The organism is Aureispira sp. CCB-E, from assembly GCF_031326345.1.
Lineage (GTDB): Bacteria > Bacteroidota > Bacteroidia > Chitinophagales > Saprospiraceae > Aureispira.
Map to the genome: position 1 here is coordinate 7,152,062 of NZ_CP133671.1, position 17,524 is coordinate 7,169,585.

Consider the following 17,524-nt stretch of genomic DNA (forward strand, 5'->3'; position numbering starts at 1 on the left):
CTTCTAATTTAATTGACTAGAGTCTATTCGCCACCAGGCATTTTTTGTTGGAAAGAGATTACAATAAACTCGGCAGGGCGAGAGATTGCTACTTTAACAGATACTTTCATGTAACCATCTAGTACATCTTGAGGAGTCATTGTAGTTCCTAGACCACAATCTACAGCATAAGCTTCTGCTTCGCTATTTCCTACTAATGCACCACTTTGCCATTGATTACGTAAGAAGTTAGAAATCATTGTTCTAACAGCCAACCAAGTGTTGCTATCATTTGGACGGAACACATAAGGCTCACAAGCAAACTTGATAGATTGTTCTAACATAATCATTGTACGACGTACGTTGATGTATCTCCAGTCTCCACTGTTTCCATCAAGAGTACGAGCACCCCATACTAAAGTACCTTTACCAACAAATGGACGGATTGCATTAACTGCTTTACCGCTCAATGGTAAGTTCAAATTTTCTTGCTCCTCAGCATTAACATTTACTGTAGGACCAGTAACAGCCGATACACTTACATTTGCAGGTGCTTTGTGAACTCCCACAGAGCTATCTACCAATGCATAGATACCAGCAACAGCACCAGATGGAGGAAGAACGTTAAGAGCCTCCTTCATTTGGCCTAAAATATCGTTATAGATAGGACTAACTGCTTTCAACAAGTTGCTTACAGCAGTAGCGTTAGCATCATCATCAGAAATCTTAGCGATCTCTTCTTTGATCATGTCACCTTTTTCTTCTTTTACATAACCAGCAGCTACATTTTCGTCAACTTCACTGTTCAAGATGTCGATAAGCCCATCAGCGTTGCTAATGTTTTTGTAGCTCAAGTCGTCAGCACTTACAACAGTAGCGTTCAACCAAGGGTAGTAAGCTGCACCAAAATCCAAGAAATTTCCACCATATGCTGTACGAGCAGCAGTTACAACATCGTCATCCAACAATGTTCTAGCTTGGTGACCATTCCATACGTCCAAAATTGCAAAACGGCTACGAGTATCCGCACCACAATGTTTGATCATTGCTTGTTGAACAGAAGCACAATCTCCTTCCTCTAGTAATACTGCATCTGGAATTACAACCAATGTAGGCTCTTGCTCTTTCAACAAAGCAGTAATACCACCTCCATTTTCTGCACCGATCAAAGCAGAAGCTTTCACACCACCAGTATAGTTACCTACTGATACGATGTAACAAGCACCACCTCCGTTTGCAAAGAATAATTGCAAGCTGCGGAACAAGTTGTAGTTAGTTTCTCCTTCTACGTCTAAGCTGTAGTTATTGTCATCAGCTTCGATTGTAAATTGAGTTGTTGGCGCTCCTCCAAAAAAGCTAATGTACTCCACCATAGAAGTAATTCGCATTGGAACATTCGTCAAGTCTTTTTTACCAGCTGCTGCTTTTTGAGTATACCCAATAAAAGCAGGTACTGCAGTTGCTACAGAAACTACAGAGTTGGAAAAGGCACTTTTCTCTTCGATATACACACCGGGTGTTGCATATTGTTTTGCCATGATTAAATTTGTTTAAATTTAGTTGATTTAATAAGTTTTAAATTCTAGTATTACATTTATATACAATTACATTATATCATTTGTAATACTCCCTACAAATATACTATTAATTCTGAATAAACCTCAGATTTGTCTAATAAATTTACTTTTAAGTTCCCAAGTGCCGATGCACAGGGCAATTGAACAATCCACTCTACGCCACTTTTGCCTCTTTTTGTCTTTAATTTGAACTTTTCTAGCTGTTTTTCTTTAAAGGCAATGGGTTCCATTGTCCAAATATGAAATACTTCTTTTCCTCCGTCCAAAGCGACCGTTTCTGGCTCCTCAAAAGACATTGGAACATAACCTTCGGCTCTATTGGTATCATAGATTTCAGGTTCTCGATGCATCTGGTCATTGCCATTTTCTATCAAAACATATTGCCAACGAACAGAACGAGCACCAAATCGAATATTATACACTTGTGATACCAAGCCTCCATCATCATCAAACAAAGCATAATCACTAAAATCATCTTTGTCAATAATAATATCAATCACTCCAAAGATTTTTTTCAATCCAGTGTACAAGTAAAAGGATTTTTCTTCCAGACCGTCAATAAGAATAGAGTATTTGCCCTCGGGTTCTCCCAATAAAGAAATTTCACAAGAGACAGCTCCATCTTCTAAAATTTCTTCAAATACAATTTCTTCCAAAGCGTTCATTACCTGTACTTCGGTTCCATATTGTTCTTCGTCAAAATCGTAAATAATGATAGAACTACAAATTTCTACCTTATCTTCTGGTGTTACGTATTGATTTAGAGATAAGTTCTTATGTTCTGTATCGTCTTTTTCTAAACTCTTATTATTAAAATAAAAGATGGTGTTATCATCAAACTCAAACGGCAGATCGGTATAGTTCAAAAATCGCTGATCAACAACATCTAACAAAATAGAAAGATGAACTGGTTTTTCAATATCGGCAATTGGTGTATAAGAATCTGTCGAGGCATAGCCCAACATAAAACCACTGGCCATAGATCGGTATTGTAGTCCATTACGTGCCAATTCTTTCAGGGTTCCTTCTGTTGGTGTCAATCTAACTTTTCCTGCGGGAAAGACTCCTTCTTCAAAAAAATCATGCTTAATTTGAACATCAAGAAGCTCTTGAAACTGCGCCAACAGTTCCAATTTCATTTGAGGAAATTTGCTTTTTTTATTTCTTTTAATTTTAGCCATTAGATTTCTCTATTTTATATGCTTCTTTGTTAATAAACATTACCATTATCAAGCAAAAAAATTTATGTTTTTTTGATAACAGGAATATCTGGAAAGATAAGATCATGTTTGATGGGCAGTGTCTTTATTTTATATACCACAGAGGGTAAATATTTAGACCCCATAATTCCCCAAAAATTCCCCAAGTCTCTTGTTTCCATTGTAATTAACTCTGCTTGAAGACGATCAACGATTCCGTTGATTGCAGGCGTATTTTGGTTGTTAAAACTTCCTGCTCTAGATTGAAAAAAAGCAATGACAGAAGTTATAAATTTAAGTCCCTCCAAATAATTTTCACTTGTAAAATAAGCAGAAAACAAAACGGTTATATTTATATTAATGGGTGGATTAAATTTTTGAAAACTTCCTCTTCCCGTCTGTTTGTACCCCCCCACATTACTTTGGCTTTTATCCATTTCGATATTGGCCAAGGTCATAACAATTTTATCGGGTTCTTGAACAGCCACACTACCATCTAAATTGACAATGTTAGACATGACAACCTTTTCTTCTGTAATATTATGTTTGGATTGCAAAAAACGATTAAGTTCCCCTGCAATAGCTGCAATTGTGTCGTGAATCATTAGATATTAAAACTAATTAGAAAATAGTTCAGCTATTCTTTTTGTCGTTTCTATTCTTTTGTCGCAAGACAAACCGAACTCCCCTGAATCTAGTTGAACTAATTTAATAGAAATTTCAGATTTACTCCTCTTCTTCTTCCGTTTCAGGTGCTGTCAAGGTTTTCAAAGCCATTGATACAAAACGGATAATATAGATTCCAACAAAAGAAGTTAGATATCCTATTAAATATAACCAAAAGATATAGTTCTTTCGAATCTCTGGTAAATTAATTATTTCATTTGTCGTTCCGAAAAACCACAAAAACACAATCCCTAATGGAATAGCTGCAATTAGACCAACAAACAGCCAAATAAATTCTCGGGCAATTACCTTTCCCATTGTTATCCTTTTTTATTTAAAAATAGTGGTTCTTTTCTCGACTTGATCGATTTCAAAGTTTTTTCTCAACACGCTCGGTAATTCGTATTCTGAAAAACAAACTCCTTGTGTTTTTGCAATGTACTAAGGCAACTCCTTGTGTTTATTGGCTACCAAATTGGACGCCACCCAAGTCAATAGTAATCCCAAGCCTGTTCCTATAGCAAACGTAATCATTCTATTTTGGAACCACCCCAACCAATTTCCAACTACTAACAGTACAATTGTAAAGACAACTAGATAAAAAATTCGAAAGGCACCACTATAAAACAATACATCTCGCACCTTCCAATCCAATACTGAGAAACAGAAGCTAATACAGATGAAAATGGTGATCAAAAATAAGGTGGCAAAAATGAGATGACTAAATCGCTTCAATAAGTATTGAATGGTATAATTAATTTTATTTTCTTTATCAACACTTATTCTTGTATACTTCCCTTTTTTGTGGTTCCAAACTTTTCTTTTAACAAAGCTTTCTTCTATTGTAGACCACAAATCTGTGTGCGCATAATCTGCTCCCAAAGCCCACAGACCAACTCCCCCCATTCCTTGGTCAACTGCAAAATCAAACTTTCGCCCCAACGAGGTAGAATTATCAAAATAAATCTTGTAGACCCCTCCTAGTGTATCTCGAACGGTTGCTTCCATAGAATGCGTCCCTTTGTCATAGTCGATACTGGCTCTACCTTTTTCTGCCAAGCGCAAGATTTCGCTGTAAGGCATATAACCTTCAAAATCTTTTTTGCCTGCTCTGTCTTTGTACCAAACGGCTCCATGATAAGGCAATCCCAAAACCAAACTACCAATATGATCGTAGCCAATTTTTGCTTTAAAAAGCTCAATCATTTTATTCAAATCCATTTGTTGGGAATCTACTTCTGCTCGAATGGCAATATTCTTAAAAAGATCCAACTCTTTAAAGACCAATGTATCTCGCTTGGGCTTAAAAATAAAGAAGCCAACATTTTCATTATCTTTAGCCGCTTTTGAATATTGCGACAACATCCCTACACAATTCGTTTTTCTCAACAAACGATTAATTTGATAATCTTGCCACAAAGGGCGACCATCCATATCTTTTGTAATTTTGATTGTGTTTAGAATATCGGTAATATCATATGGCTCATATTCTAGATTTTGATAAGTGCGTTGGATGTAGTAATTCAACGAATCTCTCAATCGACTTTCATATACTTCATCATGCTCCAAAACGACGTCTGTAATATCATAAGGAACAGCCAATAATTCATCTAAGGTAGTGTACAGTTTATACAAACATACTGTTCCTCTAATAGAAGCATCATAGTCCGTCAATGGCGCCAAAGGACCTTCGTGCAATTGTGTTGGCTGAATGTGAAAATTAAAACTATTGATGACAAATAAATCAATCCATGGCTTTAATTGAGGCAAATCATATACATTATCACGATCATACAAAGGCACAGACATACTAATTACATAGTCGTTGTTATCTTCTCTAATAGCAAAAGAAAGCTCCTTAACAAAGTCCATGAAATTCGCTTTCTGTGTAATTGGAACATCTTCAAAGTTCAAATCAATTCCATCCGCTCCAGAGCGTAACAAAATACTTTTTAAACTATCTATTAAATTGCGCTGAACATCTGGCTCACTGGTAAAAAATATTTCATTATTACTATACCCTCTATTGCTTACTGTCAATAACACTTTGCAAGTATCTAAATGAGCGGTCATAATCAAATCGCTACTCATTAGTTCTTCAATTGCCTCAAAGCTAGTGTAACCTCCTGTAAATGGATTAACTTCATAGCCAAAGTAAGCCAAATGCGTTAACAACCTATAGTTATAAGTCTTGTAAGTATCCCCTTTCCAGTAAGGATGCCAGCCCATTACCGTTAAGTTTTGTTTGGGAAGTATTTTATTGTTACTTCTATAAAAGACGCCTCTTTTATTTCTCCAATCTGAGTTTTCAAGACTAGTATTATAAGGCTCATAACGACTATCCAAAGCCTTGTCAATGCGTGTTTGTTCGATGTTGGTAGGCAATTCCCACCATTCGTAAGCAAGCATCAACAAGCGGTGCTCATTAATTTTGTGATCTACACGTTCCTGTATGGGTGGTGTCGCTTTTAAAACCTGTCTTTTTTCTAGCTGAACTCGTTCGATAGAGTCTAGTTCATCTCCCCATAATTGTCCCCAAAGGCTAGTTTGACAACAACAAAGGAACAATGTCCAAAGCAGCAGTTGTGCTGAAAAATGAGATATTATTGATTGTTTCATATTCGGTATTAATATAGTATGGGCTTCTATGTGCTAGCCTCAATTCGACTAATTAGGGAGTTAATGACTTTTTTTGAGAAACATACTTCCAACCTGCCCAACTCACAATCGCCCCAAAAATCACTCCTACAAGTAATGGTATGGTTGTGCCTTCAAATAAGCCCATATAACCTCCAACAAGCAACATTAAAAAGGTAAAGAACAGCATATATCCAATTCTAAATCGTCCATTGTCAAACAACGCTTGACGAACTTGGCGATTAAATAGTGCCGCACACAAGCCAATAGCCAGAAAAATAGCTAGATAGAGCAATACAACCAATGCATAAATAGAATTTTGGCGAAAAGTATTGCTTTTTTCATAGACCTCTGCCAACTTTTCGTTTTGTGGTTCAACGATTTCCATAAACTCATTAGAAAGCATCGTTTCCAAATGCTGAAACCCTGCGTCATTACCTAAAAACTGAATTCCGACACCGCCTAATCTTGCATCCATCAAATAGCGATATTTTTTCTGAAGGCTCAAACTATCATCAAAATAGATTGTTACATCAGCAGGGATGTCTCCAAGTGCCGTATCGACTCCATAATAATCATAATAACTAAACACATATGAAGTTTGTATGCTATCGTACCGCAATCTTGCCCCTGGAAACTTTTGGTAGTTGTCAATTTGCATCACAAATTCAAATTGGAGGTCATTATAAGTAATGGCTTGCATATCCAATATCTCTTCTGTGATTCCGTCCGTTACCCATCGTGTTCCATAATACGGTAGTGCCAAAATTAAACGAGCACTATATATGGGTCCTAAGTCGGCAATATATCGATCAACAGCTGTTCTCAAATCGGGTGCAGAAGTTAATGGACTATAATTTAGTGGTGCCGTTGGCATCTTTTTCAACCCATTTGGAGTCTCTTGAAAGTCAAATCCTTTGACAACAAAAATATCGACAAAATTTTGTAGCTCTGCTACGTTATAAACATTATCAGGATCATAAGCAGGCACACTCAAAAATACAAAACTAGTATCTCCTCTAGCCCCTGTTAAAGTTGTTGATAATATTCGTATAAATTTAGAAAACTCATCTTTTGTATTGGCATTGACTCCTTCAAAATTTATTTCAATTCCATCTGCATTCGTAGAATCTAAAATAAAAAGAATAGAATCCATGAATCGTTGTTGTGCAGGAATGTTTTGACTCAAAAAGCGGGTAACATTTTGTTCTCCATGGCAACTTACTGACAATAATGCGCTACAATTTTTGTCATGAGCCGTACGAACAAATTCTCCTGTCATAAAACTAGTCATTGCCGCAGGATTCTGTGGCGCACCACTTTCAGGGTTGATGTCGTAAGAATAATAAGCAACTACATTAAACATATCATAATCGTAGCCCTTGTAAATATCTCCCAACCAATAAGGATGCCAGCCAAAAATGATCATAGGGCGACTATCATCCCAAATATTTTTAGTAACTCGAAAGTATTTTCGGTCGATATTATTCAAAGAATCTTGTATTGCCTTTAGTTTGGCTCTAGCCAGCAACTCTGCATCACTAGGCATTGTTGTCCACTCTCCAAATAACTCGACATAACGACTTCTATTCGTATTATCAGTTAAACTCTCTCTTGTTTCTTTGTCTTCTATTAATTCATCCAATGTTGCTTCCGAACCTGGACCAATTCCGGGCTTCCCTCCCTTTAATGAATTTTTTAACGCTCTTTTGGTAGAATTGACTTGAACTCTTCCTGTCGATTTTAATTCACTTATTTTCTCTGCTGTTTTACGTTTTGCTGCATTTTTAACTCTATTTTGAATTTTTTGTGCAGGAATCGGTTCTACATAAAAGAGCAATAACATTAGTACACTAAGGACACAGCTCAAATAATATGTTGCAGTATTATGTTTCACATCGTATTTTTTAAATGAATACTCTTTGGGATTAATTGTTAAAAAGAAATCAAGCGTTATGGCAACATTTTATCCCTCCTCTGGCGCCAATACTTCTAGGGTCTTTTCTCTAAAAATTTCTTGGACTCGTTCCCTTATAATGTATTCGTTGTAATAAATTCTATCCAATTTAAATTTAGCAAATTTAACGTATACTGGCACTCCTGTCGTTGTATTAAAATTGCGAATACTCAACAACAACTCTCTATATTTACTAGCACTACTAATTGGAATTCTACCAAAAAAATCCGCTCGTTTATCCTTGCGAGTTAATCTCGGTTTTTTATCGGTATTATTATACTTTTCAGGATTCATAAACTTGAACATAACATCTCTAGAGATAGATGATGAGCTAAACGGGAGCAAATCTGTTATGCCCAAGCCGTACGCCATTAAAGGTTCATTAATCCCCGCAATACTCCAACTTGGAGGAGGACTATTTTTGAGTTTGTTATACGCAGCAATCGATTCGCTTCCTATTCCAATCCAATAAGCAGCATATTGATATTCTGTATTTTCGTCTTTTAATAGCTCTTCAAAAATAATAGAATCACTAACAGCACTATAATTCATAGCAGGACTCAATACAAATTCATATTCTGCCAAATCAGGCACTGGAATAGTATCGTCTCTATATTGTTTGATGGTATCTCGAAAAGAAGAAAAAATAACATCATCTAAAATGATGGTATCTTTATTGACTGTACTACGTTGTTTATAAATTTTTATATCTAATTCTTTTTTGCTAATATCACTATTAACAAAATGAAATACATAGGTACCAGATTGAGCCACTCGAATTCTTTCACGATCTAGCTTCACTAGTTTTTTATTAACATACTGAAAATTAGAACCAGGAATATCAATTACTAGCTTTCCTAGTTTTCCTTTCATTGGTGTAACAGTCACAATAAGCTCCTCTCCTGTTTTTACATCAAATGTCTTATTCAATGTTTGAAAAGCGCCAATTTGTTCCAAATTATTGAATAGCTCTACTTTGTCTTGAGCTAGTGACTCAGTTGATAAACAAAGGCAGTAAAAACAAAAGAGCATTAGGGTACATCTCATAACAGTTTACAATATCTTGGGCACACCGTTTTAATAATAATAATAGTTATATCTTCTATAGAATCTTCGATAAAGTTGTGGTTCTTGCTCACAGAAGCGTGTTGTGCAGTGTCGCTTTGTGGTGGCTTATTAACTCTTGCTAAAGCTAGCTACGAATGAACTATCTCTTTTAGGTAGACCAAATTATCTACTAAAATCAAATTAACACAATTCAAAACCTATTAAGCTCTAAAAATCAGCAAGCTACAAGATAAAAAAATGAGTCAACATAAAATAATTTTGTATATTTTAATTCTTTTTTTCATAAGTATTTTGTTTGTGTTTACTCTAGAAAGAGCCATCTACCCGACTTATACAAATTGTACAAGAGACAATACTTATAAGTATCATGAACAAATCATTGAACTACTAAAAGATTAGATATACACCAATTTAATTCTTTTTTTGAAAAAGAATAAATAATATTCAAGTTTATATTGCAAAATAAAAAAGAGGCATCACAAGACACCTCTTTTTCACATTAAGATATGTTTAATTTTTGTTGAATAACTTGCACGTTGAAGCTTGTCAAGGCATCCATCTACTTCTTTCTAATTTTCAACTCCATTCCTTTTCTAAGGATAGTTTGAGTAGAGATATTATTCAAAGTTTGGAGATCACTTACCGAAACATTATATTTTGCAGCAATTTGCAATATTGTTTCACCATTTTTGACTTGGTGATACTGATAGGTTTTTCCCAATTGCGCATTTTCAGCAGCTAATTTTGCCTCCAACTTCGCTTGACGTTCTGCTGCTGCTTTTGCTTTCATTTCTGCTTCCAACTTCGCTTGACGTTCTGCTGCTGCTTTTGCTTTCATTTCTGCTTCCAACTTCGCTTGACGTTCTGCTGCTACTTTTGCTTTCATTTCTGCCTCCAACTTCACTTGACGTTCTGCCGCCGCTTTTGCTTTCATTTCTGCTTCCAACTTCGCTTGACGTTCTGCTGCCGCTTTTGCTTTCATTTCTGCTTCCAACTTCGCTTGACGTTCTGCCGCTGCTTTTGCTTTCATTTCTGCTTCCAACTTCGCTTGACGTTCTGCTGCCGCTTTTGCTTTCATTTCTGCTTCCAACTTCGCTTGACGTTCTGCCGCTGCTTTTGCTTTCATTTCTGCTTCTACCTTAGCCTTTTTTTTTGCCATTCGAGTCTCTTTTAATGCCTCTGACTTATTATTAAGGTAAGACAATGCCGCAACCTCTTCAGCACTTGTTGTGCTATATGATTTGGCTTTTACGATAGCTTGTTCTTTTGATTGAATGGCTCGACTTAAGTCGTTAATTTGCTTGCTTGCAGATAATTTTTGAGCTTCTTTAGCTGCTTTTTCCTGAAGTGCAAGGGTCGCTGCGTCAGAAGAAGACACAACTTTCTCAGAAGGAGTCGTATTATTTTGAATATTGACCGTGCTTTTATTTAGTGTTGTATTGTTACGCAATCTACGCTCTCTACTTCTATTTTGAGAAATAGCGGCCATAACTTCGTTCTTTTGTGATGGAACTACTTTTGCATTTTGGGTATTACTTTTTGTTGGAGCGATACCAAAACTAGAACGCTCTTTTCTATTCGATGGACTAATAGAAGTTGTTGCTAGTTTTTGTGCTAATTTCTTGTTCTTAATAGAAACATACACAGGTGCCGTTACAGCTTTTTCTTGTTTATCATCTAGCCCTACTACCTTTAGAGAAGCAATTGAAATGCTCTGAATATCTTTACGAACCTCCTTTTTAGGCCAAGCATCTTTTGGGACACGGTATTTTCTTACAGCAATAATATCCCCTTTTTTTACTCTGTAATTAGTCGATAAGCCATTCCAAAACAATAGATCATTGCGTGAAAAACGATGGGCTTTCATCAACTTACTCAAATCAGCTTCACTATTGACACGTCGAATACATTTGATTGGGTTCTCTGATTTCATTGCCATGATTCGTTTCAGTGCTGGAGCATAATTTCTCACTTGAGCCACAATACGAGCTGGAAGTACCAAAATATTCAACTTAGAACCAGACGGTATATAATTTTTGATATAACCAGGATTTAAGCGTTTTAAAGTATCTAGGCTAATTTTATACTTTTTGCTTAATTGAGAAAGTGTCTGATAGCCTGGTTCTAGATGAATAGAATCTGTCAAGACTAAATCACTAGGCAATTTCTTGGGAGTCAATTCGTGCAAGTGATGAAACTCATAAGAATAAGCTACTGCCATAAAATAAGGCACATACATTTGTGTTTCTCTTGGAAGATATTTTCTAATATCCCAAAAATCTTTATCGTTGCCTTTTACGTATTTATCAACACGCCCAGGACCACAATTGTAGGCCGCTAAAGCCAATGGCCAATCCCCATATCGTTTGTACAAGTTAGACAACATTGTAGCTGCTGCTTGTGATGCCTTGTGCGTATCACTTCTCTCGTCCAGATAAGAAGCCACTTTCAAACCATAAAGCTTTCCTGTTCCAGGAATAAATTGCCATAAACCAACAGCAGAAGCATGAGATTTGGCAACTGCATTTAAGTTTGACTCAACAATTGGTAAATACTTTAAGTGATGTGGAATATTTTTTTCAGACAAGTATTCTTCAAAAATAGGAAAATACATTTCCGTCAATCCCAAAGTACGCTCTGTAGCGCTTCTGTATCGCTCTGTACGATGGATGATGTGGTTCTTAATATCAGGAGTTAGACGATATTGAATTTCGCCAGACATTTCTAGGAAACGTGCTCTATAATGTTCGTCTGTAAAAGTCGGATAGTCAGGATTGTTGTCTGGATAGTCATTCATCAGACTCCCCATTCCATCAACTAGTATTTTTCCTAATTCTTCATCGATTACGGGATAATCAGGGGACGTTGCATTAGCGGCTATATTGGTCAAAAGTGAAGTTACTAAGATCAAAGATATAGCTCTTAACACATAAAAATTCAAGTTCATTAGTAGGTAGTGTTTTTTCTTCTGGGGCTCAAATTGTATTTTTTCCAAGATATAATGTAAAACATTGAAGGGTTAGCAATGTTTATTTTTATTTCCATCAGCTTAAATTTTGCCTCTCATTGTGTGAAATGATATTTAAGCTAATGTGCTAATAACTGTAAAGTTATAAAAAAAAGCTTGTTTTCAAAAAAACAAAAACGAACATTCCTGATCATCTTAACAATGAGCATAAATGTTCGTTTTTGTGCTATTGTATGAAGCTTTGTTTACAATAAAGCAAAAAAATAGCTGTTTATTGTCCTTTTAGGAGAATATTAACGAAATAATTCTGGTAAAAAATCAAGCTTTTCTAAGAAGCCTTAGAGTTCTCTTCAATTTTTATTTTTTCCTTTTCACCCTCCTTCATTCCTTGTCTAAATTCTTTGGTCACAGAATCACGAGCATTATTAAACTCGCTCACTCCTTTTCCTAAACCTCTCATTAGTTCTGGTATTTTTTTACCACCGAACAACAAAAGAATAACAAAGAATACAAGAAGCATCTCTGGTCCTAAAAATTGCATTAAAAAAACTGTATTCATGATCTATGATATTTATTTTATAAAATTCGTCTCAATTTGTGAACTACTATAAACAAAGATACACTTTTTAATTGAATCTTTTGACTTGTCTCTACCTAAATAAGATTTAGTTAACTAAAACTTTTAGATTCAAAAAGAGCTATTTAGGTCTATTTTCAAAAACTAACTTCAAGGTCTGCTAGTTGTTTTTTTAGTTTCTCTTTCTTTACTTTTTGAGTTCTTTTTTATTTAGTAAATTTCCTTCCAATTCTGTTTTTTGAACAAACTCGTTGGAATCGTTTCACAACCATCTCAAATGACTAATAAGTGGCAAAATTTCAACCAACTTAAGCCCTTCCAATCAAAATAAGAAAACCGCAAAACCTATTACTTTACCTTACCTTCCTTTTATTTATTTTTTGCCTTGTAATACAATACCGAACATTTCTCATCTTGAAAAATTTGCTGGCTACGTTTTTGAATATCCAAAGCAGTAATGGCATTATATTTTGCTTTTTCCTCATTAATCATTGCCGCATCTCCTAGTATCTCATAATATCCTAGATTGATTGCCTTGTGCAAATTATTCAATTCACTAAATTCAATATTGTGTTCAGTTCGATTCCGAAATTTTTCCACAGCTTTGGCAGGCAATAAAGTATTCTTAAGCTTTTCTAGCTCTTTCCAAATCGCCTTTTCTGCTTCTTCAAATGTTGCCTCATCCGATAATTTTCCTTCAATAATCATTAAACCAGTATCAATAGAAGCCGTAATATAGGCATCAATAGACGAAAACAATTCCTGTTCTTTCACCAAGTTTTGATACAGTTGCGAAGCATCGCCTTCTGCCAACACATCGGTTATAAAATCATCTACATAATAATCATTGTGGTTGCGTTCTGCGCTATGAAACACCAAATACAAAGCATTTAAAGGAACATTAGCAGCGACCTCAATCACTCGTTTCTCTGTTTGTAACGGTTCGTAAGGCGACTTTATCTTATTTACCTTTCCTTGCTCAATATCTCCAAACCATTTTTGAGTCAGCCTTAAAGCCTGTTCAGGTTCTACATTTCCACAGATACTCAATACAGCATTGTTAGGACAGTAAAAGCGATCAAAAAAAGCCTTTACATCTTCCAAAGTTGCATCCTCAATGTGTTGTGGCACCTGTCCTATCGTAGGAATTCGGTAAGGATGTACTCGGTAAGCCATAGGTCCTATATGATGCCAAATATCGCCATAAGGTTCGTTTAAACAGCTCTCTTTAAATTCTTCTAATACCACTTTTTTTTCTCGCTCCAAAGCCTTTGCATCTAGGTTAAGATGCAACATTCGATCGGCTTCCAACCAGAGGGCTGTTTCGAGGTTTTGATAAGGCATATATTCATAATAAACGGTCATATCTTGGTTGGTAAAAGCATTGTTTTCACCTCCTGCTTGTTGAATATAATCATCAAAGCTCAAAGCGTGCTTTGAACCTCCAAACATCAAATGTTCAAACAAGTGTGCAAAACCAGACTTTCCCTCTTCTTCGTCTTTTGTCCCTACATTGTAGGTAATACAAACGGAAACCAGTGGGGTACTTTTATCTTGGTGTACCAACAGCTTCAAGCCGTTATCCAATTGATATCGTGTAAATTCCATTCTTTATTATTCGTTCTTTTTCTTTAAATGAGAACCACTACTTTTTATATTGAAGCATAAAACAACTAAAGTGTCAAAAAGATTGCAAAATTAGTTAAATTTGTGATAAGGTCTATTCTTCTGTGGAGAATAAGCACTTTTTATCAAACTTAATAGTTTGCTAAATAACCTTATAAAGTGTGTGACTATTTTTGCTGGGCAAATTAACAGAACCTAAAAACTCTACTTAATCACTAGCAATCAATAATTTAAACTCTATCAAACCTATTTTATAATCGTTATGTCTAATACCTTGAAATAATGAATAAACACTTAGCTACTTTTTTAGAAAAATCCGAGGAAAAAGCGTTTTCAAAAGAGCACCGAAAGCGTCTTAAATTTAATATGGGGAAATACCATACCAAAGTAGCTATAGGCAAACAGCAGTTTGAAAACTTAGAGCAGGCAAGGCAATTGGCTAAAAACATCAAAGCAAAAACAATTCAAAATTTACCTGCTCTCCTAGAAGAATTTGAAGCAAAGTTTACGGCTCGTGGAGGAAAAGTTATTTGGGCAGAAGATATCGAAGAAGCACAAAAGGCGATTACCCAAATCATGAAAGAAAAAGCAGCAAAAATTGTTGTTAAGTCTAAATCCATGATTACAGAAGAAATAAAACTAAACCATCTATTAGAAGAACAAGGTATTGAAGTTCTAGAAACTGATTTAGGAGAATTTATTGTTCAAGTCAAAGGAGAAACACCTTATCATATTGTTACTCCTGCCATGCATTTGTCTAAAGAAGATATTGCTGATTTGTTTCACGAAAAATTCCAAACCGCTCCAGATGCAAGCCCCGAAGCACTAACAGCTTATGTTCGCCAAGTTTTACGAGAACGTTTCACACAAGCAGACATTGGTATTTCTGGAGGCAACTTCCTTTTGGCAGATACAGGTTCTATGGTCTTGGTAGAAAATGAAGGTAATGGGCGTTTAGCAACAACGCTTCCCAAAACACATATTGCTATTATCGGAATTGAAAAAATGATTCCCTCAATAGAAGATTTAGATCTATTTTTGCCTTTGTTGGCAACGTTTGGTACAGGACAAAATACCACTGTCTACAATACTATTTTGAGCGGTCCTAAGCAAGCACATGAAGTAGATGGTCCCGAAGATATGTATGTTATTTTGCTTGATAATGGACGCAGCGAAGTTATGGGCGATGAGTACATGCGAGAGTCGATGTATTGTATTCGTTGTGGCTCTTGCCTCAACAATTGTCCTGTCTATCAAACCATTGGTGGACATACTTATGATAGCCCTTATAGTGGTCCTATTGGTGCAGTTATTAGTCCTCATCTAAAAATCGGAAAATTTGAAGACAATGTCCATTTAAGCCAAGCGTCTTCTTTATGTGGCAGTTGTACAGAAAACTGCCCTGTCAACATCAACCTTCATCAAATGCTATTATACAATCGTTCTTTTGAAGAAGCAGAAAATTTGCGCCCAAAAGAAGAACAGCTGATGTGGCGGGCTTGGCGAACAGCAATGTTGAATAGGTCGTTGATGAATGCTCCTGCTTTTAGCAAAAACTTGGTTGGCAACTTGTTCTTGAGCAAAATGTGGGGCGATCGCAGAGAGTTTCCCAAGTTTCCCAAACATACTTTCAATCAGCTTTGGAAAAAAGGAAAAGTATAAACTATTTTAGTTCGATCACCAACAAACAACGGTTTCTATTCCTATCCATTTCAAGGTATTAATTATGCTTTTTTGAAAAAAAAGCGTATTTTGGGAAACTATGTGGAATAAATTAGGGTATATTAATACTATACTATATAGTTTTGTCAACTATTATGATAATTATAAATAGTTGAGTTTTCACATTACTTCGTAGTTTATTCAACAACAATCGCTTTAACAAATCCTAGAATACTATCGTGTTTTGTAAATCATGGCTCCTATTCAATGCTGTCATTTGTAAAATATTGGTAATAAATTCAACTTAAATACAACATCACCGTGGAAAACGAAAATGAATACTTAGAAGAAGAAGTTGACCAACAGGAAGAAGTTCCTACAGCGACACCAGAGCAATTAGCTGTATTTAACAGCGAATTGATGCCTCAAATTGACGCACTCTATAATTTTGCTTTTCACCTTTGTTACAACGAAGATGATGCAAATGACTTGGTTCAAGAAACTTATTTAAAGGCATTTAGATTCATAGATAAGTACATTCAAGGAACTAATGCGAAGGCTTGGTTGTTTAAGATATTGAAGAACGCTTTTATCAACCAATATCGTAAGAAAAGCAAACGACCAACACAGGTAGACTATGAGGAAATTGCAACCTATCACGATAGTGAAGACGCAAGCTATGTAGATTTCTTCGACTTGAGAGAAGATATTTTTCAAGGTATGATGGGCGATGAAGTCACCAATGCTATTAATGCATTGCCTATTGATTTCAGAACTGTCATTCTACTTTGTGACATTGAAGGCTTCACTTATGAAGAAATATCTAAAATAATTGATATTCCTATCGGAACTGTCCGATCTAGGTTGCATCGTGCTAGAAACATGCTTAAAGAGCGTTTAACAGATTATGCACAATCCATGGGTTATAAAGATAAACGTGGACAAAAAAAATAAAAATTGAACAATTTATGACAGAAAATGTTACTTATTGGCACAGTAATAGTTTATCAGTAAAGCAACATTTTCTGTTTATTAAATTTATTAACCATAAACATTTCGCAGTTCTACTCCTACTTTTCTATTTAAAGTACAAACAATCATCTAGAGTAGAAACTGTTATTGAAAAATCTATTTAGTTCTATTTATATTTTAAAATTAAGTATTATGAAAACATCTGGCAATCCAGGGGAATTCCAAAGAAGATTAGTAATGTATCTTGATGGAGCCCTATCCAACCAAGAATCGCGTGAATTTTTAACAGACGTCAAAAATTCTCCTGAACAACTCGCTAAATTGCAAAAAGAGAAATCATTCCGTGAATTCCTTCGCAAAAAAGTTAATCGTCGTAGTGTTTCTCCAGCACTTATTAACAGCATTAAATCAAAGATTAACTCCTCTCTCTAAGTATTAAAATACACTAATCAATTTCACCCCTCGTCTGAGTTTCTTATTCCCTCGTTCTGGTATTATCATTTACCCAACAACACGAAATTCATTCAACTACAGGAATAAATAGACGTTATTTTTCTAACAATTCGCTCCCTGTATAGTGTTATAATAGCCGATTGTTATATAAGTAACCGACTTACTAAATAGGATATATTATAC

At 35.5% G+C, this 17,524-nt stretch carries 13 protein-coding genes; 3 read left to right on the forward strand and 10 right to left on the reverse strand.

What is annotated here, in order from left to right; translation table 11 throughout:
• Window positions 1-23 precede the first annotated feature (23 nt).
• The 10 genes from QP953_RS27625 to QP953_RS27670 all read right to left on the reverse strand — a co-directional run bounded on the left by QP953_RS27625 (window position 24) and on the right by QP953_RS27670 (window position 14,236).
• Window positions 24-1,517, reverse strand: coding sequence for a phage tail sheath C-terminal domain-containing protein (locus QP953_RS27625; RefSeq protein WP_052593666.1), 1,494 nt, complete (start codon window positions 1,515-1,517; stop codon window positions 24-26).
• 92 nt (window positions 1,518-1,609) lie between these two features.
• The gene (locus QP953_RS27630; protein WP_052593668.1) at window positions 1,610-2,737 is read right to left on the reverse strand and encodes a hypothetical protein; all 1,128 of its coding nucleotides are present in this window, start codon (window positions 2,735-2,737) and stop codon (window positions 1,610-1,612) included.
• Window positions 2,738-2,799: 62 nt separating this feature from the next.
• Complete coding sequence (locus tag QP953_RS27635) at window positions 2,800-3,360, reverse strand: DUF4255 domain-containing protein (protein WP_052593670.1); 561 nt, start codon at window positions 3,358-3,360, stop codon at window positions 2,800-2,802.
• Window positions 3,361-3,481: 121 nt separating this feature from the next.
• Window positions 3,482-3,739: a hypothetical protein gene (locus tag QP953_RS27640; RefSeq protein WP_052593671.1), complete on the reverse strand. Its 258-nt coding sequence runs from the start codon at window positions 3,737-3,739 to the stop codon at window positions 3,482-3,484.
• 123 nt (window positions 3,740-3,862) lie between these two features.
• Window positions 3,863-6,040, reverse strand: a complete 2,178-nt coding sequence (locus QP953_RS27645; RefSeq protein WP_309553557.1) for a glycosyl hydrolase family 18 protein — start codon at window positions 6,038-6,040, stop codon at window positions 3,863-3,865.
• A 52-nt stretch (window positions 6,041-6,092) separates the two neighbouring features.
• Window positions 6,093-7,955: a glycosyl hydrolase family 18 protein gene (locus QP953_RS27650; protein ID WP_156039658.1), complete on the reverse strand. Its 1,863-nt coding sequence runs from the start codon at window positions 7,953-7,955 to the stop codon at window positions 6,093-6,095.
• Window positions 7,956-8,024: 69 nt separating this feature from the next.
• Window positions 8,025-8,945 (reverse strand): hypothetical protein, encoded by a 921-nt coding sequence (locus tag QP953_RS27655; RefSeq protein WP_156039659.1) that lies wholly within the window; start codon window positions 8,943-8,945, stop codon window positions 8,025-8,027.
• 697 nt (window positions 8,946-9,642) lie between these two features.
• Window positions 9,643-12,030, reverse strand: a complete 2,388-nt coding sequence (locus tag QP953_RS27660; RefSeq protein ID WP_309553558.1) for a transglycosylase SLT domain-containing protein — start codon at window positions 12,028-12,030, stop codon at window positions 9,643-9,645.
• 349 nt (window positions 12,031-12,379) lie between these two features.
• A complete protein-coding gene (locus QP953_RS27665) occupies window positions 12,380-12,610 on the reverse strand; it encodes a twin-arginine translocase TatA/TatE family subunit (RefSeq protein ID WP_052597054.1) in 231 nt (76 codons plus the stop codon).
• Window positions 12,611-12,997: 387 nt separating this feature from the next.
• Window positions 12,998-14,236, reverse strand: a complete 1,239-nt coding sequence (locus tag QP953_RS27670) for a pitrilysin family protein (RefSeq protein ID WP_309553559.1) — start codon at window positions 14,234-14,236, stop codon at window positions 12,998-13,000.
• 300 nt (window positions 14,237-14,536) lie between these two features.
• On the opposite strand from QP953_RS27670, the gene QP953_RS27675 reads away from it, so the two are divergent.
• The 3 genes from QP953_RS27675 to QP953_RS27685 all read left to right on the forward strand — a co-directional run bounded on the left by QP953_RS27675 (window position 14,537) and on the right by QP953_RS27685 (window position 17,320).
• A complete protein-coding gene (locus tag QP953_RS27675) occupies window positions 14,537-15,916 on the forward strand; it encodes a LutB/LldF family L-lactate oxidation iron-sulfur protein (protein ID WP_052597050.1) in 1,380 nt (459 codons plus the stop codon).
• Between the two features lie 321 nt (window positions 15,917-16,237).
• Window positions 16,238-16,870, forward strand: a complete 633-nt coding sequence (locus QP953_RS27680; protein ID WP_231512799.1) for a sigma-70 family RNA polymerase sigma factor — start codon at window positions 16,238-16,240, stop codon at window positions 16,868-16,870.
• A 210-nt stretch (window positions 16,871-17,080) separates the two neighbouring features.
• Window positions 17,081-17,320: a hypothetical protein gene (locus QP953_RS27685; RefSeq protein ID WP_052597045.1), complete on the forward strand. Its 240-nt coding sequence runs from the start codon at window positions 17,081-17,083 to the stop codon at window positions 17,318-17,320.
• The last annotated feature ends 204 nt before the right edge of the window (window positions 17,321-17,524 follow it).